Origin of the sequence: Streptomyces sp. NPDC127068 (assembly GCF_042724695.1) — a bacterium.
In the GTDB taxonomy this organism is placed as follows: domain Bacteria; phylum Actinomycetota; class Actinomycetes; order Streptomycetales; family Streptomycetaceae; genus Streptomyces.
The window spans coordinates 1-18,243 of the sequence record NZ_JBHXEN010000016.1; the positions used below are offsets into that span (position 1 = coordinate 1).

Here is an 18,243-nt window from a genome sequence, read left to right on the forward strand (position 1 = left end):
CGCCTGACCAGCGAGAGCACCATCTCCTGGCGCGACCCGACATCACCGGATCAAGCTCGCATAACAGGATGAAAGAACGGGAGGAAACGACCTCTCAGCAGCGCGTGGGCACCCGACTACAAGCTGGTCCCCGAACTGGTGCGGCGTGTCAGCGCCCTGCATTCCCCACGGTCACCGCAACGCTGGCCGAGGCCGCCCGGCACAACCACCAGGTTCATCTGGCCGTCGTCGGAAGGCTCGTCCCGGACGGCCCCTCGCTTCTCCACGATCCGGGTGCGGGGGGCCAGCCCAGCGGCCCGGACAGCGGATCGGTCGACACCCTCCGGTTCCGGGCAGAAGGCTTGCTGCGCGGCACCGTCAAAGGACTGGCACCCGAGTCCGGCCGACCGCCATGCCTACGATGCCCCTCGCCTCCGTCCCCCGCCAGCCCCCGCCGCCTGATCGCTCCGACACAGCCGCCACTCCTGTGCGACAGCAGTTGATCGACCGGACCGGGCCCTGGGCGGTGTCTCGGAGATGCGAGGGTCCCCCATGAGCGGAGTGGCTTCCTTGCGCTGCTGACGCGGGTCACCGGGGCCAGGCTCGTCGTGGAGGTCGGGACCTCCACCGGGTCCTCCACCCTCGCGTTCACCCTCGGACTGTCACCGAAGGTCACGGTGATCACCTGCGAGGCGTCGGACGCGTACGGATCTGAGTCGGACCGGCCGTCAGCGCGCCCTGCGGACCCCCTTGGGAACCGGTGATCGACATCGTATTCCTCGATGCCGACAAGGATGGCCACGAAGACTACTGGAACCTGCTCGTGCCGCGGGTACGCCCTGGCGGCATGCTGCTGGCCACCAACGTGTTGCACGGAGGGGTTGTGGCCAATCCGCGGTGTACCGGAAACACATACGCCATCCGGATGTTCAACGAGCGGGCACGGGCCAACGAACGGGTCGAGTAGGTACTGTTGCCCATCGCCGACGGACTGGCCCATCGTCTGCGAAAACGCCCCACGGCTTTCGTCGCCCGCAGCTCGGAGTACCTCGTATGACGAACCAGCCAGGATTCCGCCTCGGCATCGCACCGGATGCTCCCGCAGACCGAACGGCTCTCATCGACTGCCGTACCGGCGAACGCATCGGCTACGGCGAGCTGACCGCGGCAGTGCGGCACGTCGCTGCGACCTTGCTCCATCGCGGACTAAGCCCGGGGGAGGTCGTGGCTCTCGTCCTGGGCAACGGAGTTCCGTTCGCCGTCGCCTACCACGGTGTCCTACTGGCAGGCGGAACCGTGCAGCCGCTGGACCCGCTGGCACCAGCTTCCGAATGGGAGCGTGCGGTCTCCGTATCCGAGGCGACCTGGCTGGTGACCGACCGGGATCACTGGCGGCAACTCGCGGGCCTGTCGGGCGCTCGGACGGTCCGGCACACGGTACTCGTCGATGACCCCGGCTCCGCCACCCTCTCCCGGACTGCGGATGAGGACGGGAGTGCCGGTGAGGGAACGGACAGCACCGGACGTACCTGGATCACCTGGGAGCATGTACTCGGCGAAGCGCCAGCACCGGGCCGAACACCGTTCCCCGAAGCCACCCCGGCGGCGACAGCCGTCCTCGCCTCTTCCAGCGGCACCCAGGGGCAGCCCCGACACGTGGTCCTCACCCATCACAACCTGGCCCGCAACCTGGACCAAATTCATGCCCGGCACCAGCTGACCGGGAACGACGTCGTCATGACCGTCACCCCATGGCGGCACATCTACGGCATGCAGATGGCCCTGAACCACACCCTGCTGGCCGGCGGCACCCTCATCGCGACGGCGTCCCCGTTCGACTTCACGGCATTCCTGCGTACCGCGCAGGAACACCGTGTCACCGTCGTCTATCTGGTCCCGGACATCATCGCTCGTCTCGTCCGGGAACCCGCCGTCGAGGAGTACGACCTCAGCGCCTTGCGTGTCATCTTCTCAGGCGGAGCGCCACTGCCACCGGCGACGGCAGCGGCGTGCGGTCTGCGGCTCGGCGCTCCCGTGCTCCAGGGATTCGGTATGACCGAGGCGGGCTGCACCCATCTGGTCCCCGACGGAGCGACCGCGCCGGACGGGTCAGTCGGACTCCCGCTTCCGGGCACAGAGGTCCGGGTCGTCGATCCGGACACCGGGGCCATCCTGCCGCCCGGTGGGGAGGGCGAGTTGTGGGTGCGGGGCCCGCAGATCAGTCCCGGTCAACTCGTCCGCGGACACACCACGGCCCCGCACACCGCGGCGGACGGCTGGCTGCGTACCGGAGACCTGGCCCGGGTGGACGGGGACGGGTACTGCTCCATCACAGGCCGTCTCAAGGAACTCATCAAGTACAAAGGGCACCAGGTAGCCCCCGCCGAGCTGGAGGCGATCCTCCTCGCCCACCCTGCCGTCGCCGACGCCGCCGTGGTCGGTGTCCCTGATCCCACCTGCGGTGAACTTCCCAAAGCGTTCGTCGTGCTGGCGGAGCGGATCGCACTGGGCGAGCTGATGGACCACGTCGCCGAACACGTGCCGCCGCAGCGCCGGATCAGGCTGATCGAGGCCGTGGCTAGCCTTCCGCGCAACGCCTCGGGCAAGCTCCTACGCCATGCCCTCGTCTCCGGCAGTACTCGTCCATGACGCAGGGTGCACCGGCACTTCCCTGGCGGCGACGTGTGTGGGGGCTGGACGCATGGGCGCGGCTGTCATCCTCGGCGTGGTGACAACCAGTGCCGCCACGGTGGTGGGCTGACGGAACCGCTAGCCGCTGGATCCACTCAGTCCGTCGTCGTGGTTGGCGCCATCGTCAGGGTTTGAAGTCGGGTCTGCTCCTCTCGCGACGACGCTGGCAGCCAGTAGCGCGGTGCCCGGTTCCGGGCAGTCGCCGTTCCTCCGCCACGAGCGAGCGCGGCCGGAAACGCGGGGGTATTCTCGTGATGGATCCGTCTCCCCGCGGCGAGACGGACAGAGTGCTCACCGGGCCGGACAACGTCCGCGCGACCGCGCAGAAGACCGCTCCGATTCCCTCCTGGGCGAAGGACGAGACAGTGATCCGGTGAACTCGTTCCGCTGTCGACTCTCTATGGCGGAGGATTCCGCGCTCCCGTTCCGGAGTAAGTACGAACGCTTCGCCCCGCTCCTGGCCGACGACCTCCCGGCCGTCTCCCAGATCCCCGGGGCAGACTGAGCAATGCGGGGTTTCCATGGACTCGTCATCTTCCACAACGTGCTCACCTGTCCCATTGATGGAACTGGCGGGTGGGTTCTGGGCGTTCAAAGTACTCGCGTCGGCCGTGGAACTACGCTTGTTCACGGTTCTGTCAGGCGAACGAGAAATGGCCACAGACCAGCTGGCGCTTGAGCTGGGACTACCTGAACGCAGTGCGGACATCCTGGGAGTGGCCTGCGCCTCGCTGGGTCTGTTGGAGAAACACCACGGAGGCTACCGAAACTCGGCCACGGCGGAAGAATACCTGGTCGAAGGCAAGCCCTACTACTTCGGGGCCTTCGTCAGCTTCTGCGACCATCGCGAGTACCTGGCGTGCCACTATCTCACGCAAGCCCTTCGTTCCAGCAGTCCAGTCGTCTGGGACCCCGCACGGCAGGGTTCGCCATTCGACAATCTCGACCCCACCACCACCGAGTTGTTCTGGGCCGCAATGCATTCCGTCTCTTCCTCGACCGCGGCCGCCCTGGCGGACGTCTTCGACTTCTCGGGCAGGCACCGTCTCCTGGACGTCGGTGGGGGGTCAGCCGCCTATCCCGTTCAGCTGTGTGCTCGCTATCCGGAGTTGACCGCGACGGTCTACGATCTGGCGCCGGCGTGTGACATCGCGTCCAGGAACATCGCCGAGGCCGGGCTGCGGGACGTCGTAGATGTCGTGGCCGGCGACTTCCTGGCGGAAGAGCCGCTGCCTCCGGGACATGACGTCATCCTCCTCAGCATGGTCATGCACGACTGGGGTGAGGCGACGGACCGCGCGCTGCTGGCCAAGTGCTTCGACGCGCTGCCCAGTGGGGGGACCGTTTTGATCAGCGAGTTGCTGGTCAACGACGACCGGACCGGCCCCCGCGCGGCGGCCCTCATGAGTGTCAACATGCTGCTGGAGACGGTCGGTGGCCAGAACTACTCCAGCGCCGAGTACGTCGGCTGGCTTCTCGATTGCGGGTTCACCGATGTGCGGGTCCGGCCGCTGGTCGACGCGGCCGGCGCCAACGGTGTGGTCACCGGTCGCAAGCCGTGACGCGTTGCTCCACCACCTCCGGACGATCGACCAAAGGACTGCCCGGACCTCAGCGGAGAGGGGCGAACCAGTGGCAACTGGCGGACGAATCAGAGGAATCCGCGCCGAATTTCCCCCGGGGATCGTCTCCCAGGACGACGCCTTCGAGGGCCACTACGCCCGCGCCTTCCACCGTGTTCCCGACGCCGAAGGCGTCTTCGCCTCCACCCAGGTCCGTCGACGCCACATGGCGTGGGACCCTCGGAGCGACGGTGTACCGACCTTGGGCGAGCGGATGCGGGCCTGGGAAGGGTACGCCCTCGACCTCGGGGGGCGCGCCCTGGGAGCTCTGCTGGCCGACTCCGACCCCGCTCGTATCGGGTCGCTCGTCCTGGCCAGTTGCACCGGATACACGGCTCCCTCGCCCGACGTCTTGTGGGCCAGGACGTTCGGGTTCCGCCGCGACCTTCGCCGCACCTTCGTCGGTCACATGGGCTGCAACGCGGCCTTCAACGCCCTGAAGGTGGCGCTCGACGCGCTCGACGCGCGCCCCGAGGACCAGGCTCTCGTGGTCTGCGTGGAGTTCTGCTCACTGCACCTCACCCGCAGCCGTCCCGTGATCGACAAGGAGCAATTGATCGTCCACGCCCTTTTCGGAGACGCGGTGGTCGCCGTACTGCTGGCGGCCCCGGACAAAGGCACTGGGCCCACGGTTCTGCGTACCCACACCGAGACGCACTGCCAATTGTCCGACGCCATGACGTGGCGGGTCCAGGATCCCGTGTTCCACCTCAGCCTCTCGCCCGCCGTGCCTCTGCACCTCTCCCAGGCCATCGGGCCCTTCGTCGAGCGGCTCCTCGCCCCCGCGGGACTACGCCCACAAGACATACGACACTGGGGTATCCACCCGGGAGGCCCGAAGATCATCGAGTTCATCGGCAGGAGGCTCCATCTGGACGAAGAGCAACTCACTCCGTCGCGTCGGGTCCTTCGAGAGTACGGAAACTGCTCCTCGGCGACGATCCTGCTCATCCTGGACCAGATCATGCGGCACTCGACGCCCGAACCGGGCGAGTACGGCGTACTGATGGCGTTCGGCCCTGGACTGAGCATGGAATCCGCCCTCATTCGCTTCTGACCCTCATCCGATCGACGGCACTCATCCCACCGCCAGCCTCCACGACCCCCGAGGGAACCGATATGCGCGCCACCGACTACGCAGGCATCCGGCAGATCCTCACCTCCGACTTCGATGTCCCCGCTGACCGCATCACCCCGCAGTCAACCCTGGAGGACCTCGGGGTGGACTCCCTGGGAGTGGTGGAACTCGTCGACATCCTCGGCGAGCAGCGTGGTGCACCCATCACGGATACCACCTTGCGTCCCACCATGACCCTCGAGGACTTCCTGTCCACCGCGCTGGCCGGGACCGCCCCATGAGCGACCGAACCGATGTCGTCGTCAGTGGTCTCGGCATCATCGGTCCGGGGGGCCTTGACGCCGCCACGAGCTGGGACACGCTGTGCCGGGGGGAACCGACCGCCAGAGCCGACGCCAGCCTGGCCGGACAGTCAGCCCAGTTCTCCTGCCGGACCCCGGAATTCGACGCGTCGGCCCTGCTCGGCGCGCAAACCGCCCGTCGGACCGACAGATTCACGCATCTCGGAATCATCGCCGCACGCGAAGCCGTCGCGTCGGCCGGGCTCGACCCACGCGCCTGGGACGATGCGCGCGTTGGAGTGGTGTCGGGCACCAGTATGGGCGGCACCCCCTCGTACGAGGCCCAGAGCGCACGGATGTCCCACAACGGTTCCAGTGGCGTGTCAGCCATGACCATTCCGATGTTCCTGCCCAACATGCTCGCCGGACACCTCTCCCTGGCCTTCGGCGCCCACGGGCCCAGCTTCACGGTCAACTCCGCGTGCGCCTCGGGAGCCACCGCCATCGGCACGGCGAGGGACCTGCTCCGGCTGGGTGTCTGTGACATCGTCCTGGCGGGAGGGGCCGAGGCTGCCGTCAGCCGTCAATGCGCCGCCGCGTTCGCCCGTATGAACGCCCTGTCCACGCGCAATCAGGAACCGTCCCTCGCCTCACGTCCGTTCGATACGGAACGGGACGGCTTCGTCCTGAGCGAAGGAGCCGCGATGCTCGTCCTCGAACGCGCCGACGGTGCCCGCGCCCGCGACCATCGCCCCCTCGCCCGGATCGTCGGCTACGGCGCTTCCGCGGACGCGCACCACATCTCCGCCCCTCACCCACAAGGAGCGGGCCTGGAACGGGCCATCCGCAAGGCACTTGCCGACGCCGACGCCGACTGCTCGGACGTGGACCACATCAGCGCTCACGCGACAAGCACTCCTCTCGGTGACATCGTCGAAGCCCGTGTGATCAGCCGCCTCTTCCCGCACCAGCCCTCCGTCACCGCGCTCAAAGGCACTCTGGGGCACTCCCTCGGAGCGGCAAGCGCCGTCGAAGTCGCCGTCGCCATCCTGACGATCGCCAACTCCCTCATCCCGCCCACCGCGAACCTCCGCCAGCAAGACCCGGAGGTCCCGCTCGACGTGGTGACCGGAAGCGCCCGCCCCGCGACTGTGCGCTGCGCGCTGAAGAACGCGGCGGGCTACGGCGGACAGAACGCCGTTCTCCTGATCGCCCCGCCCTGAAAGCGCGGCCGAAGACCACCATTCCCTCGTCATCGGCCACGGACACCACCGTGTGGGTCGCTCTCCTCGATCACGTCGAGCCAGAGGGCTGAATCACGCCGCTGTACCCGATGGGAGTAATTTTCCGCTCCCGCAGGGTGGCGCCCCGTCTTCCGCTGCGACACTGCGATAGGGCGGGCTTTCCGTAGCTTCGATCGTATGCGGCGAGGTCTGTCCGTTGCGGGTGCGCCGTCAAGTGCCGCTGGCCTTCCGGGAACGCACCCCTTCCAGGCTCCCACGTCGACCGGCTTCCCAGTCCTCGGTCGGCGTGGGAGCCCCCACGGTTGGCCGCAGTTCCGAGGACCGGTGTCGCGGCGGCCCGGCGCGGCGAAGCACCGATGGCCCGACGCGCGGTGATGGTGTCAGGTCCGGCGGAAGACGGTCATCGGCTGCCGACCGGTGCTGAGGGTGAAGTGGACGACGGGGACGAGCGGGACCCCGTGCACCGGCGTGAGGCGCCACTGGCGGAGGATGGTGGCGAGGATCGCCACCATCTCGGTCACGGCGAACTCGTCCCCGACGCACTTCCGGGTGCCTGCGCCGAAGGGGATGCTGGCGCACGACGGCGGTGTCGCTGCATCATGCAGCCATCTTTCCGGCCAGAAGGCATCGGGGGCAGGGAAGAGCGCGGGGTCATGGTGATTGGCGTAGGGGCTGATGTAGACCGTGCTGCCGGCGGGAATCGGATGCCCGCCCAAGGTGGTGTCCCGTGCGGTGAGGCGCGTGGTGATCCAGATGGGCGGGTACACGCGCAGGGACTCGGTGATGACGGCTCGCAGGTAGGGAAGGCGTTCCAGGTCCGGGGATGTGATCGGGCGGTGTCCGAGGAGGCCGCTTAGTTCCGCGTAGACCTTGCGGTCGATCTCCGGTTCGTTGCCCAGGACGCACAAGATGGAGGTCAGGGCCGATGCGGTGGTCTCGGTCGCCGCGGTGAGGAAGGTGATGGCCTCATCGTGCACCTGTTGGTCCGGCATCGGCTGGCCGGTGGTCTCGTCGCGGGCGTTCAGGAGCTTGGACAGGACGTCCTCGCCACGGGTGCCAGCCGAACGACAGTCGGCGATCAACTCATCGGTGAGCCGGTGCAGGGTTTCCGCGGCTCTGTCGAAGCGCCGGTTGCCCGGTGTGGGCAGTGTGTGCAACCAGGGCAGGGGCAGTGTGGCCCGTCGTCCCAGGGTGGTGATGAGGACCGGGAGGCAGCTCACGACATCGTCGAGGACCCGATCCGGCAGCCGGCCAGCGTACAGGCAACGCGCCATGACCACCGACGTCATGTGCCACACCTGCCGGGCGATGGGCACACGGGCGCCGTCCGCCCACTCCCGGGTGGCCTCAACCGCGGCGTCTCGCATGGTGGAGACGTAGAAAGGAAGGCGTGAGGGGTGGAACACGGGCTGGATCAGCCGGCGTTGCCTGAGGTGGAGCTGCCCTTCGGACAGGGCCAGGCCGTTTCCCTGGACGACACGCAGCGCGTCGTAGACCGGACCACCTTTGACGAAGTCGCGCCGTTGTGTCGTGAGGACGCGATGGATCAGTTCCGGGTGGTTGACCACGAAGCCCTTGCTCTGCCCGATGCGGATGGCGACGAGGTCACCGTACGCGCGCTGCGCGCGCAGAAACCGCAACGGTCGTCGGGTCAGGTGCCAGGCGTGTCCCGCGAAAGGCACCCTTCCTGGCGCGGACCCGAGGGAAAACGGCGTTCCCTCATCATTTCGTGTATGCGTCATGCGGCTCTCTCCTGCCCAGAGTGACCATGGCCGGTGGGCCTGCTGACACCGTTCTCAGGTCATTTGTTCGAGGGGTGCGGCCGTGCTGTGCCCGGAGCCCGGCGGCCTGCTGGAGGACAGCGGAGGAGGCGACGGCCGGGAAGGGCGGGGAAGCCGACAGGGCGGTTTGCGGCCGGCCTCCGCATGGCCGATCGGTCGGTGTCAGGCGGCGACGGCCCAGAACGCGCCGAGGTAGTGCCCCATCATCGCGACGGCGTCGACGGCCTCCTGGAGGTCCTCGCCCGCGGCCATGCCTTCCTTCATCACGGTGACGGCCGCGTCGAGTACACCGGTCGGCCTGGGTACGTACATGCTGAAGTAGTCGATGACTTCCCTGGGGAGCCCCGCCCGCCGCTCAAGCTGCGGCACGATCGCCACGCATGCCTCATGGGCCAGGACGAAGTCGACGTAGACGAGGAGCGCGAGGGAAGTTCGGCCACCGTGCAGGCACAGCCAGGAGATGTACCCGGCATAGGCGTACGCCTCGGGTGGCTGCTGGAGACCCGGGTGTCCCTCTGGTGGTGCCCCGATCGACTGGGACGCTAGGAGGCAGTTCGCCTTGTCGACGCGCACCCCGCGAACGACGTCGGCGAGGAAGTCCCCGGCCGTGGTGCGGGAGAAGCGGGACGCCGCGATGTACAGCGGGGTGGTGACGTTGTCGACAGTGGAGTTCTCCACTGTCAGGATCTTCACGAGTTGTTCGTCGGTCAGGGTTCCGGCGCGGCCGTGACCCACGAACGAGCTGTCCATGACGACGTGACGAATGGCGTCAACGATCCTGTCGGCGATGAGGCCGGGATTCCTCAGGTCCCCCTCCGCCACGATCAGTTCGCCACTTCCTCTTCCTTTAAACGCTTTTGTCATCTTTGCCTATCCTTCGTGTCCGTGGACGCGGGCCGCCTCGTCGATGGCCCCGGTGATGACCCGCGCGGCATGGTCCATGTCCGCTCGGGTGTGAAGGCTGTTGAGGGACAGCCGGTAGCGGGCCTGGTAACGCGGCACGATGGGGAACTCCACCAGGTGGAGCAGGACACCTTCGCGCTCGGCGATCCCTAGGGCCGTGCGTGCCACAGCGAGCGAATCCACCCGTAGGGGCACGATCGGTGAAGCCGAGCCCAGCACGGCGCAGCGACCGCTCGCGGACAATCCACTGCGCAACCGGTGGGCGTTGGCCAGCATCGCCTCCCGCTTCTGCTCCCCTTCGGCCGAAGTGGCGACGCGTACCGCGGCGAGAGCCGCCGCGATCTGGAGTGGTGAGGGCGCCGAGGAGAAGAGGTGGGTGCTGGCGAAGTACCGCAGGTACTGGGCGACGGTGGGTGAAGCGGTGGCGACATAGCCGCAGTTGCTGACGAACGCCTTGCTGAAGGAGCCCACAACCAGATCGAGCTGCCCCAGCATTCCCTGCGCGCCGGCCAACCCATGCCCCCGGGGGCCCAGCACTCCGGCGTCATGGGACTGGTCGACCAAGAGCGTCGCGGCGTACTCGCGGCAGATCCGTTGCAGTCCGCGGAGGTCCGGGGTGTCGGAGTCCATCGAGAACAGGCTCTCGGTGATGACGAGGACGCCGTTCGCCGAGTCGTGTGCCCGGATGTTCTTCAGCGTCGCGCGCACCGCGGCGTTGTCCAGGTGGGGGGTCCGCGTGATTCGGGATGTGGGGCTCGCGGCGGCTCCCTGGTGCAGGCAGGAGTGGGCCAGTTCGTCCACCACGATGTGGTCGTGCCGTCCGACCAGTGCCTGTACCGCGCCGAACCCGGCGGCCCAGCCGCTGGGAAAGAGCACCACGTGCCTCATGGCGGTCAGTCGGGCAGTCTCCTCGCACAGCTCTCCCGCCAAGGGGGTGTTTCCTCCCGCGGCCGGGGAGCCCGCGCTGTGCGGCCCATAGGTCTCCAGTGCCTCCGTGATGGCCTGGCGCAGCGCGGGGTGTCCGCTCAATCCGAGGTAGTCCTGGCTGAGCAGGTTGATGCCGGCGTACTCCCGCTGGTACTCGTCGCGCACCCGTGCGGGACGCGCGCCGGGGGCGGTGAGCATCTCCTGGTGATAGCCCCAGTGGCCTTGCTCGGCATGCGCACGGCGCCACTGCTCGAACGGTTCGAACCGGCTGAGGACATGGCGCCCGGTGAGCCTGGCGAAGTGGCCCAGTGATTGTTGATCGTCGCCTTTCCTCGGCATGGCGCACATTCCTTCAAGTCGCTGGTATCTCGGGTCAGAGCCGGGTGAAGACCAGGGAGGCGTTGTAGCCCCCGAAACCGAATGAGTTGCTGAGTACCGCTTCCAGTCGTTGGGAGCGGGCGCTGCCGATGACCAGGTCGATGTCGGTCGACGGATCCGGGACGACGAGGTTGGCCGTCGCCGGGACGAGCGCGTGCCGCAACGCCAGTACGGCACAGGCCGCCTCGATCGCGCCGGCCGCACCGAAGGTGTGCCCGATGACGCCCTTGGTGGAGCTCACCGCGACGTCCGTACCGAAGACCGCGGCGATGGCCGCGGCCTCCACCTCGTCGTTGCGGCGGGTGGAGGTGCCGTGGGCGTTGACATGACCGACCTCGCGCGCGGCGAGGTCCGCGTCGGCCAACGCTTCCACCATCGCGCGCCGGGCCCCGGTCCCTTGCGGGTCGGGCCGCACCGCGTGGTATCCGTCCGTGGTGGACGCGTATCCCGCGATGCGGGCCAGTCCGGGGGCCGCGCGGTCCCGCGCGTGGCTCTCGCTCTCCAGCACCAGCATCCCGGCCCCCTCGCCCAGCACGAATCCGTCCCGTTCCATGTCGAAGGGGCGCGAGGCGGTCACCGGGTCGTCTGTGCGACGGGAGAGGGCACGCAGCCGGTCGAAGGCGGCCGAGTACAGGGGGGTCAGCGGGGAGTCCGCCCCACCGGCCAAGGCCACGTCGAGCCGTCCCGAGCGGATCAGGTCGCGCGCCGTCCCGATCGCTGCGGTCCCGGAGGCGCACGCGGTGGCGATGGTGAGCGCCATGCCGCGCAACCCGAATTGGATGGCCACCTCGCCCGCGGCGGAGCTGACGAGGCCCGTCGTCATGGTCCGTACGGGGACCCCGCCCGGACCCGCGCGCAACAGCCATGACTGCCCGTCCTCCATGGCCCCCGTGCCACCGGCCACCGTGCCCAGCACCACCCCGAAACGAGCCGTGTCCGTCTGTTCCGGGCGCAACCGGGCATGTGCCAACGCTTCCCGTGCCGCGACGAGCGCCAACTGTGCGAACCGGCCCGTCGTCTCCGCACGCTGTGGTCCGAGCAGCTTCGCGGGCTCAAAGCCCGGCACGCGGCAGCCGAAGTCCACCGGGCATCCGACCAGCGCGGAATCACGCGCCGCCGTCGCCTCGGCCCCGACGACGCGCCGCCAGTTCTCGTCCACTCCGATCCCGGCGCCGCTGACCAGGCCCAGTCCGATGACGTGGACCTCCGACACGCTCATGGCATGCTCGCGGTCTTCTCAGTCACGAGTGCCACGACGTCGCCCACGGTTGTCGCGGCCACCGTCTCGTCGTCCGGGATGTCGACCGCGAAATCTTCCCGCAGCCGGTCGAACAACTCCACCTGCGTCAGGGAATCGAGCCCCAACTCCTCCAGCGTCGCGGCGTCGTCCACGCTCTGCGGACTCACGTGGAAGACTTGGACGAGGAGTTCACGCAGTCGTTCGCGGACATCGGGTTCCTTCATCGCGCATCCCTTCGCCGCGCTCGGCATGCGCCGCTCCGTGCAGGTGGAAGCCTTTTGCCCCGGTCAGGGAAGGACCTCTGAACCGGAAGACGCTCTCGTTCACCGAGCGGACCGCCCGGCCGGCGGAGCGGCGCCCCAGAAGGCACCAACGTTGCGCACGCCCTTGGTACAACATGAGGGCTGTCAACCGTGAGTTGATTGTGCACACGCTTCCCTCGGCGCACACAAGGAGCAATGGGCCCGCGCGTTGGCGCGAAGACCGCTTGCGTAGCGCGAAGCCGGAGATTATGGAGTACAACCGGCGCCCAGACCGCACAAACGCACCGCACCCTCCACACGAGCTTCACAGCGCCGTCCGTCACTCCTTCGCACCAGGTGAACGTGCCTTGTCATCGCGCGCCGGGCGGGGATAGTGGGGATCAGTGAGGGCCGAAGGCAGCCACGCGCCGCAAGTGACCACACCGATCCGGCGTGCCGCTAGCGGAGATCCACGAGCGCGGATGCGGGCCTGTCCCCTCGACGCACTCCAGCAGGCGGGTGGTGGCGCAGGTGAGAGAAGACTCCGAGCGGCTCGCTGAGCGGGGCCCCTCCCGCTGTCGGTCACGGCCCGATGAGGTCGCTCCGCACCAGGGAGGAGCCGCGTGATCCCCGCCCCGCGCCGCTTCGCGGCCCTCTGCCGTCGAGGCGCCGAAGAGGCGCAACGCCGGGGCCATCACGTCCTGGTCAGTTGGAGTGTTTCCCTGCGGGCTCCCTGGCGGTACCCGTTCGCTGCCCTGGTCCCCCAGGTTGAGGACCACAGCCGGGCCTTTGTGTGGACTTCTCGCTGGAGCGGGCGCTCACTGGTGGCGAGCGGATCAGCGGTCGACTTCCACGGCACCGGGAAGAGCCGTGTCCGCGACGTGAATCAGTCGTGGCTCCGGTGTCTCCGTTCCGTCGTCACGGACGGTCCGTCAGCATCAGCCTCCGGGCCGGTGCTGGTGGGAGGATTCTCCTTCCGTCCCGGGGGAGGACTCCCCGACGGACTGATGTGGGTGCCCGCCGTGCAGGTGGCCTGGGACGGATCGGACGGCCTCGTCCTCACCCTCAATCTCCTTGTGCGTCCGGCGGGCGGTTGGACGAAGCTGGCCGATCGCAGGGTCGACCACGCCCTGCGGCTGCTGAACGCACCCGCGCGGACCGGTTCCGCGGGCGCGCCGCCGACTTCCCCGACGATCCAGCACGCCCGCCCCACCCGGGAGCAGTGGCGACGACTCGTGGGGGAAGCGCTCAGGGAGATCGACGCCGGAACCTTCAGCAAAGTGGTGCTGGCCAGGCAGGTCCTCCTGCGGTCCGACGGCGGATTCTCCGCCGCGTCCGCGCTGGGCGCCCTGCTCGGTCGGCAGCCCGGCGGAGCGGTGTTCGGTGTCGGCCTCCTCCACCAGTGGTTCCTCGGTTCGAGCCCCGAGTGCCTGGTGCGGAAGAAGGGGGACGAGGTGTTCAGTCACGGGCTCGCGGGGTCCGCTCCCCGTGGCGTAGACGCGCTCCAGGACAAGGCACTGGCGGATTTCCTGCTGTCCGATCCGAAGAACAGACGGGAGCACGCGGTCGTGGCGGAGTTCGTCGAGCGCGAACTTCGCCGGGTCTGCACCGGAGTGGAAGTCGGCACGGACGAACCGGTGCTCAAGCTCGCCGATGTCCAGCACCTCCAGACGAAGGTGCGAGGCACGCTGCACAATGGCCACCGGGTCGACCTGCTGACCCTGGTCGACCGGCTGCACCCGACCCCGGCCGTCGCCGGCTTTCCCCGTGGCCCGGCCCTCGCCTGGCTCGACCGCCACGAGCCGTTCGACCGGAGCTGGTACGCGGGGACGGTCGGCTGGACAGCGGCCGACGGCTCCGGCGAGATGACGGTGGCCATCCGGTCCACGCTGCTCACCCAGCACACCGCCACCGTCTACGCCGGATGCGGGCTCGTCAGCGGCTCCGACGAGAAGGCCGAGTACCACGAGTCCAGCCTCAAGATGCGCCCCATGCTCACCGCGTTGGGCGATGTCCCATGACCTCCCGAACCCGACGCGCCGGCGATCCGCGGCCCGCGGTGATCACCCCGTCCAGCGCCTTGGCCACGGTGTTCATGGACGAGTTGTCCAGGTGCGCAGTCAACGAGGTGGTCATCGCGCCCGGGGCCCGCTCGGGGCCGCTGGCCCAAGCCGCCTTCACCCAGGCTGGTCTCCGCCATCACGTGCGCTTCGACGAGCGCTCCGCGGGCTTCCTCGCCCTCGGCCTGGCCAAGAGCGGCGGTCGGCCGGTACCGGTCGTCTGCACCTCGGGCACGGCCGCCGCCAATCTCCATCCGGCCGTGCTCGAAGCCCACCACTCCCGGTTGCCGCTCATCGTGCTGAGCGCCGACCGCCCTCCCGAACTGCGCGCCACGGGAGCCAACCAGAGCACCGACCAGATCAAGTTGTACGGCGACGCGGTCACCTTCTTCGCGGAAGTCGGCGCTCCGGAGTTGCGCGAGGACAGCAACGCGTACTGGAGGACACTGGTCTGTCGCGCGGTGGAGTCCACCGCCTCGGGGCCGGTGCACCTGAACATCGCGCTACGTGATCCGCTCGCCTTCACCCCCCCTTCCGCCCTCCCGGCGGAGCTGGCGGGACGACCGCACGGACGGCCGTGGACCCGGCCCGGTCCGAAAGCCGGCCGGGCGCGTCCCGTCGTGTTCGACACCGGGCGCCGGGGCATCGTGGTCGCGGGCGACCAAGTCCCGGATCCGGCCGCCGTCGTCGAACTGGCCGAGGCTGCCGGCTGGCCCTTGCTGGCCGAGCCGCACAGCAACGTCCGGTTCGGAGCCAACGCGATCTCCACCCATCTCGACCTGCTCACCCACCCGGCGACACGGCGAGGACTCAAGCCGGAAGCGGTGCTCACCGTGGGCAGACCCGGGCTGTCCCGCGAAATCCTCGCCCTCCTCGGTTCTGGCGCGACACACACCGTCGTGGACCCATGTCCGCAGTGGGCGGATCCCACACGTTCCGCGTCGCGCCGACTCCGCTCCCTCCCCCGTCCCAGCGGACGCGCGTCGCCCGACTGGCTGAAGGCGTGGCAGGGCGCGGACCGCATCGCTCGCGGCGCCCTCGACGATCTGCTCGACCGGTCCGGCCTCAGCGAACCACGCGTCGTCCGTGACGTCCTGCGCCACCTCCCCGACGGTTCCCGGTGCCTGATCGGATCCAGCATGCCGCTGAGGGACGCCGACCGGACCATGTCGCCCCGGACCGGATTGTCCATCATGGCCAACCGGGGTCTCAGCGGCATCGACGGCGCCGTCTCCACGGCGATCGGCATGGCATTGGCACGACGGGCGGACCCCGCCGGCCGCGCCTACGCGGTGCTCGGCGATCTCTCCTTCCTACACGATGTGACCGGACTGATGCTCGGCCCCCTCCAAACCCTCCCCGAACTGGTCATCGTCGTGATCAACAACAACGGAGGCGGCATCTTCTCCCTGGTCGACGCCACGAAAGAGGCCACCGGATTCGAGGCCCTCTTCGGTACGCCCCACGACGCTCGCATCTCCGACCTCGCCTCGGCCACCGCCTGGCCCCACGCGACCGCCCGCACCCCCGGGGAACTCACCAGTCTTCTGGCGACACCCGGCCCCCGCATCATCGAGGTACGGACGGACCGGGCGGCGAACGCCGACTTCCACCATCAGCTCCGCCGCCATGTCCACCAAGCCCTGGAAACCACCGACGAACCCGTAACCACCAGTCCGCCAGCCACGGTGACCACACATTCGGCCGCCGCCCCGGTGCACACGACCCCTGAGGGCAACTCATGACAGGCCGGCCACTCCACGCCCTCGTCCTGCCACCAAGGCAGCGGCTCCGACAGGCGCTGGCCCGCGCTTTGGACGGCACCGGCCCGGCGATCTGCCCGCTGTCCCCCACGCTCCCGGCCCTGTCACTCCGGACAGTACTCACGGACCTGCGTCCCACCACCGTGGAGACCCCGTTCGGAGCCCGCACCCACAGTCCGGGCGGCACCGTGGACCCAGGCGTGGCCGTCGTGATGGCCACCTCGGGATCCACCGGCCGGCCCAAACTGGTGGAACTCACGGCCGACGCCTTGCTGCGCTCGGCCAGCACGACCCTCGACCGGGTGGGGGCGCGGCCTCAGGACCGCTGGCTGTGCTGCCTGCCCACCGACCGGATCGCGGGACTCCAAGTACTGACCCGATCGCTCCTGGCGGGCACCGACCCGGTGATCCTGCCACGCTTCGACACCACGGCCGTCGCCGCCAGCGACGCCAACCTGCTCGCCGTGGTTCCCACCCAGTTGCTCCGCCTGCTGGACGCCGGGGTGAACGTGGCACGATTCCGCGCCGTCCTGGTCGGCGGCGCGGCACTACCGGGAAGGCTCCGTGCGAGGGCCCGGACCCATGGCGCACGAATCGTCACCACCTACGGCATGACCGAAACCTGCGGGGGATGCGTCTACGACGGCGAGCCACCGGTCGACGTCCGCGTACGGATCGGCGACGACGGGCTCGTCCAACTCTCCGGCCCCGTGCTCTTCCACCGGTATCACGGCGACCCCGAGCTCTCCGCGGCGGCATGGCGCGGCGACTGGTTCGTGACCCACGACCTCGGGGTGATGTCCGGAGGGCGGCTGCACGTACTGGGCCGGGTGGACGACATCATCAACACCGGCGGCCACAAAGTCGCAGCCGGTCACGTCGCCGACGTCCTCTCTGGTCACCCCTGTGTGGCGGAAGTCGTCGTCGTCGGCCGGCCGGACGCCGAGTGGGGTGAGCGCGTTACCGCCGTAGTGGTGCCACGGCGCACGCCTCCCACCCTCACCGAACTCCGGAGCTGGCTCCGGGACCGTCTACCCGCCTACGCCGCACCGCGCGAACTCGAACTGCGTCAGGCCCTACCCCGGCTCGCCTCGGGCAAACCCGACCGTGTCAGCCTGCGGACCTCGTCGGCCAGGCCACCCCGAAAGGAGCGACCATCGTGATATCAGAGCTCTTCGACCCACACCTCTGGCGAGAGGTCGAGGGCTTCGACCTCACCGACGTCACCTACCACCACGCGGTGGACCAGGGAACGGTGCGGATCGCCTTCCACCGACCGGAGGTACGCAACGCCTTCCGGCCTCACACCGTCGACGAACTCTGCCAGGCCCTCGACCACGCGCGGTTGTGGGAGGACATCGGCTGCGTCCTGCTGACCGGCAACGGCCCATCCGCCAAGGACGGCGGCTGGGCCTTCTGCTCCGGCGGCGACCAGCGCGTCCGGGGCAAGCACGGCTACGAGTACACCGGCGGGACTGTCACTCCGACCACCGGGGGGCGCCTGCACGTCCTGGAGGCGCAGCGGCTGATCCGCTTCATGGGAAAGGTGGTCATCTGCGTGGTGCCCGGATGGGCCGTCGGTGGAGGACATAGTCTGCACGTGGTGTCGGATCTGACCATCGCGTCACGCGAGCACGCGAGGTTCAAGCAGACCGACGCGGATGTGGCGAGCTTCGACGGCGCGTTCGGTTCGGCCTATCTCGCCCGCCAGGTCGGCCAGAAGACGGCGCGGGAGATCTTCTTCCTGGGCGAGACCTACACAGCCGAGGACGCGCACCGCATGGGCATGGTCAACGCCGTGGTGCCGCACGCCGAACTGGAACGCACGGCCCTGGACTGGGCGAGAAGGATCAACGGCAAGAGCCCGACGGCGCAGCGGATGCTGAAGTACGCCTTCAACCTCGTCGACGACGGTCTGATCGGCCAGCAGGTGTTCGCCGGTGAAGCGACTCGCCTCGCCTACGGCACCTCCGAGGCGACCGAGGGCCGCCGGGCCTTCTTGGAGAAGCGCGCCCCTGACTGGTCGCCCTTCCCGTGGCGTTCCTGACCGGCTC

At 68.8% G+C, this 18,243-nt stretch carries 16 protein-coding genes; 11 read left to right on the forward strand and 5 right to left on the reverse strand.

The features are described from left to right. Positions 1–557 precede the first annotated feature (557 nt). The 7 genes from ACFWIA_RS12405 to ACFWIA_RS12435 all read left to right on the forward strand — a co-directional run bounded on the left by ACFWIA_RS12405 (position 558) and on the right by ACFWIA_RS12435 (position 6,874). Positions 558–743 (forward strand): hypothetical protein, encoded by a 186-nt coding sequence (locus ACFWIA_RS12405; RefSeq protein ID WP_387003242.1) that lies wholly within the window; start codon positions 558–560, stop codon positions 741–743. After that, the gene (locus ACFWIA_RS12410; protein ID WP_387003065.1) at positions 740–946 is read left to right on the forward strand and encodes an O-methyltransferase; all 207 of its coding nucleotides are present in this window, start codon (positions 740–742) and stop codon (positions 944–946) included. Before ACFWIA_RS12405 ends, ACFWIA_RS12410 begins: the two co-directional genes overlap by 4 nt. An 86-nt stretch (positions 947–1,032) precedes the next feature. Beyond that, positions 1,033–2,628 (forward strand): AMP-binding protein, encoded by a 1,596-nt coding sequence (locus ACFWIA_RS12415; RefSeq protein WP_387003066.1) that lies wholly within the window; start codon positions 1,033–1,035, stop codon positions 2,626–2,628. Between the two features lie 605 nt (positions 2,629–3,233). Then, positions 3,234–4,232 carry a methyltransferase gene (locus ACFWIA_RS12420; protein WP_387003068.1) on the forward strand — a complete coding sequence of 333 codons (999 nt, stop codon included), beginning with the start codon at positions 3,234–3,236 and terminating at the stop codon, positions 4,230–4,232. Between the two features lie 70 nt (positions 4,233–4,302). Then, positions 4,303–5,349 (forward strand): type III polyketide synthase, encoded by a 1,047-nt coding sequence (locus tag ACFWIA_RS12425; RefSeq protein ID WP_387003070.1) that lies wholly within the window; start codon positions 4,303–4,305, stop codon positions 5,347–5,349. A gap of 62 nt (positions 5,350–5,411) precedes the next feature. After that, the gene (locus ACFWIA_RS12430) at positions 5,412–5,651 is read left to right on the forward strand and encodes an acyl carrier protein (RefSeq protein WP_387003071.1); all 240 of its coding nucleotides are present in this window, start codon (positions 5,412–5,414) and stop codon (positions 5,649–5,651) included. Beyond that, positions 5,648–6,874: a beta-ketoacyl-[acyl-carrier-protein] synthase family protein gene (locus tag ACFWIA_RS12435; RefSeq protein WP_387003073.1), complete on the forward strand. Its 1,227-nt coding sequence runs from the start codon at positions 5,648–5,650 to the stop codon at positions 6,872–6,874. The genes ACFWIA_RS12430 and ACFWIA_RS12435 overlap by 4 nt, the downstream gene beginning before the upstream one ends. Positions 6,875–7,275: 401 nt before the next feature. Here ACFWIA_RS12435 and ACFWIA_RS12440 read toward each other — a convergent pair whose 3' ends face one another. The 5 genes from ACFWIA_RS12440 to ACFWIA_RS12460 form a co-directional block, all read right to left on the reverse strand. Further along, positions 7,276–8,577, reverse strand: a complete 1,302-nt coding sequence (locus ACFWIA_RS12440) for a cytochrome P450 (protein ID WP_387003075.1) — start codon at positions 8,575–8,577, stop codon at positions 7,276–7,278. Between the two features lie 261 nt (positions 8,578–8,838). Next, positions 8,839–9,540 carry a hypothetical protein gene (locus ACFWIA_RS12445; protein WP_387003077.1) on the reverse strand — a complete coding sequence of 234 codons (702 nt, stop codon included), beginning with the start codon at positions 9,538–9,540 and terminating at the stop codon, positions 8,839–8,841. A gap of 6 nt (positions 9,541–9,546) precedes the next feature. Next, positions 9,547–10,845 (reverse strand): aminotransferase class I/II-fold pyridoxal phosphate-dependent enzyme, encoded by a 1,299-nt coding sequence (locus ACFWIA_RS12450; RefSeq protein WP_387003079.1) that lies wholly within the window; start codon positions 10,843–10,845, stop codon positions 9,547–9,549. 34 nt (positions 10,846–10,879) lie between these two features. Next, on the reverse strand, positions 10,880–12,103 hold the full coding sequence (locus ACFWIA_RS12455; RefSeq protein WP_387003081.1) for a beta-ketoacyl-[acyl-carrier-protein] synthase family protein: 1,224 nt from the start codon (positions 12,101–12,103) through the stop codon (positions 10,880–10,882). Beyond that, the gene (locus ACFWIA_RS12460) at positions 12,100–12,348 is read right to left on the reverse strand and encodes an acyl carrier protein (protein ID WP_387003083.1); all 249 of its coding nucleotides are present in this window, start codon (positions 12,346–12,348) and stop codon (positions 12,100–12,102) included. Before ACFWIA_RS12460 ends, ACFWIA_RS12455 begins: the two co-directional genes overlap by 4 nt. Positions 12,349–13,319: 971 nt before the next feature. Here ACFWIA_RS12460 and ACFWIA_RS12465 point away from each other — a divergent pair. Genes ACFWIA_RS12465 through ACFWIA_RS12480 form a run of 4 tightly spaced genes read left to right on the forward strand, consistent with a single transcriptional unit; the run spans position 13,320 to position 18,236 of the window. After that, on the forward strand, positions 13,320–14,387 hold the full coding sequence (locus ACFWIA_RS12465; protein WP_387003085.1) for an isochorismate synthase MenF: 1,068 nt from the start codon (positions 13,320–13,322) through the stop codon (positions 14,385–14,387). Continuing rightward, complete coding sequence (menD, locus tag ACFWIA_RS12470; RefSeq protein ID WP_387003087.1) at positions 14,384–16,171, forward strand: 2-succinyl-5-enolpyruvyl-6-hydroxy-3-cyclohexene-1-carboxylic-acid synthase; 1,788 nt, start codon at positions 14,384–14,386, stop codon at positions 16,169–16,171. The genes ACFWIA_RS12465 and menD overlap by 4 nt, the downstream gene beginning before the upstream one ends. Further along, entirely contained in the window at positions 16,168–17,352 is a 1,185-nt protein-coding gene (locus ACFWIA_RS12475; RefSeq protein ID WP_387003089.1) for an AMP-binding protein, read from the forward strand. Before menD ends, ACFWIA_RS12475 begins: the two co-directional genes overlap by 4 nt. Beyond that, entirely contained in the window at positions 17,349–18,236 is an 888-nt protein-coding gene (locus ACFWIA_RS12480; RefSeq protein ID WP_387003091.1) for a 1,4-dihydroxy-2-naphthoyl-CoA synthase, read from the forward strand. Before ACFWIA_RS12475 ends, ACFWIA_RS12480 begins: the two co-directional genes overlap by 4 nt. The last annotated feature ends 7 nt before the right edge of the window (positions 18,237–18,243 follow it).

Excerpts from the sequence above, each read along its gene's own strand:
- ACFWIA_RS12415 (WP_387003066.1), top strand. The coding sequence starts at position 1,033 with ATGACGAACCAGCCAGGATTCCGCCTCGGCATCGCACCGGATGCTCCC.
- ACFWIA_RS12460 (WP_387003083.1), bottom strand. The coding sequence starts at position 12,348 with ATGAAGGAACCCGATGTCCGCGAACGACTGCGTGAACTCCTCGTCCAA.
- ACFWIA_RS12450 (WP_387003079.1), bottom strand. The coding sequence starts at position 10,845 with ATGCCGAGGAAAGGCGACGATCAACAATCACTGGGCCACTTCGCCAGG.
- ACFWIA_RS12445 (WP_387003077.1), bottom strand. The coding sequence starts at position 9,540 with ATGACAAAAGCGTTTAAAGGAAGAGGAAGTGGCGAACTGATCGTGGCG.
- ACFWIA_RS12435 (WP_387003073.1), top strand. The coding sequence starts at position 5,648 with ATGAGCGACCGAACCGATGTCGTCGTCAGTGGTCTCGGCATCATCGGT.
- menD (WP_387003087.1), top strand. The coding sequence starts at position 14,384 with ATGACCTCCCGAACCCGACGCGCCGGCGATCCGCGGCCCGCGGTGATC.
- ACFWIA_RS12455 (WP_387003081.1), bottom strand. The coding sequence starts at position 12,103 with ATGAGCGTGTCGGAGGTCCACGTCATCGGACTGGGCCTGGTCAGCGGC.
- ACFWIA_RS12430 (WP_387003071.1), top strand. The coding sequence starts at position 5,412 with ATGCGCGCCACCGACTACGCAGGCATCCGGCAGATCCTCACCTCCGAC.
- ACFWIA_RS12420 (WP_387003068.1), top strand. The coding sequence starts at position 3,234 with ATGGAACTGGCGGGTGGGTTCTGGGCGTTCAAAGTACTCGCGTCGGCC.
- ACFWIA_RS12475 (WP_387003089.1), top strand. The coding sequence starts at position 16,168 with ATGACAGGCCGGCCACTCCACGCCCTCGTCCTGCCACCAAGGCAGCGG.